General features: G+C 69.2%; 1 protein-coding gene. It reads left to right on the forward strand.

The window, feature by feature from the left end:
* Nucleotides 1–231: 231 nt before the first annotated feature.
* On the forward strand, nucleotides 232–1,241 hold a 1,010-nt coding region (locus tag ACIBI5_RS54270), incomplete at its 3' end, for an IS110 family transposase (protein WP_397259672.1).

Raw genomic sequence — 1,241 nt, forward strand, 5'->3', positions numbered from 1 at the left:
CTGACAGAGATGATGTAGGTGAGCACCTCCCGCCGAGGTCTGACCCACCGACTGACTGACTTCGGGTCTTCAACGGGATCTGTCGGCTTCGGCCGGGAGGTGCTCGTGCGCACTCACTGGACGTGGCGTTGTGACCTTATAGGAGCCTGGCCAGAGGCCCCTTCTCTGTCTTGTCCGCGTTGCCCGGCTGGTGCGTGCCGCCCTGCCCATGGTCAAGAGCACAGGACGACGATGCCCTCCATTACATCGCATGACGAGCCGGACTTCGACGTTGCCGGTGGCGTCGACACGCACCAGGACACCCACACCGCCGCCGTGATTGATCTCATCGGGCGGGTGCTGGGCACCGAGCAGTTCCCGGCCACATCGGCAGGGTATGAGGCCCTGCTGACATGGATGTGCTCGTTCGGGCGCCTGGCAATGGTCGGGGTGGAGGGGACCGGGGTCTACGGGGCCGGGCTCGCCCGGCTGCTGCGCGAGCGGCAGGTCCAGGTGGTCGAGGTGGACCGGCCTGATCGCAAGACCCGCCGGTTCCAGGGCAAGTCCGACCCGATCGACGCCATCCAAGCGGCCAAGGCGGCCCTGGCGGGCGAGCGGACCGGCCTGCCCAAGCAACGGGACGGACGGATCGAGGCCCTGCGGAACTTGCGTGTCGCCCGCCGCAGCGCGGTCGACCAGCGAGCCGATACCCAGCGCCAGATCAAGGCACTGATCGTCACCGCCCCGGCCGAGCTGCGCGAACGACTGCGCGGCCTGCCCCTGGCCAAGCTCATCACCACCTGCGCGGCCCTGCGTCCGGACCGCACCGACGCCGCCCGCCCAGCCACCGCCGCGCAGATCGCCCTTCGGTCCCTCGCCCGCCGCCACCAGCAGCTCACCATCGAGATCGCCGACCTGGACGAGCTCCTGGAACCACTCGTCACCAGTATCAACCCCGACCTCATCGCGACCCACGGCGTCGGCCCCGACACCGCCGGCCAACTCCTGGTCACCGCCGGAGAAAACCACGACCGGCTCGCCGGCGAGGCCGCCTTCGCCATGCTCTGCGGCGCCGCCCCCATCCCCGCCTCCAGCGGCAAGACCCACCGCCACCGCCTCAACCGAGGCGGTGACCGGCAAGCCAACTGCGCCCTCTACCGCATCACTCTGGTCCGCCTGCGCTGGGACCCCCGCACCCGCGCCTACATGGAACGACGCACCAAAGAGGGACTCTCCAAGAAGGAGATCATCCGCTGCCTCAA

Origin of the sequence: Nonomuraea sp. NPDC050540 (assembly GCF_044457485.1) — a bacterium.
GTDB lineage: Bacteria > Actinomycetota > Actinomycetes > Streptosporangiales > Streptosporangiaceae > Nonomuraea.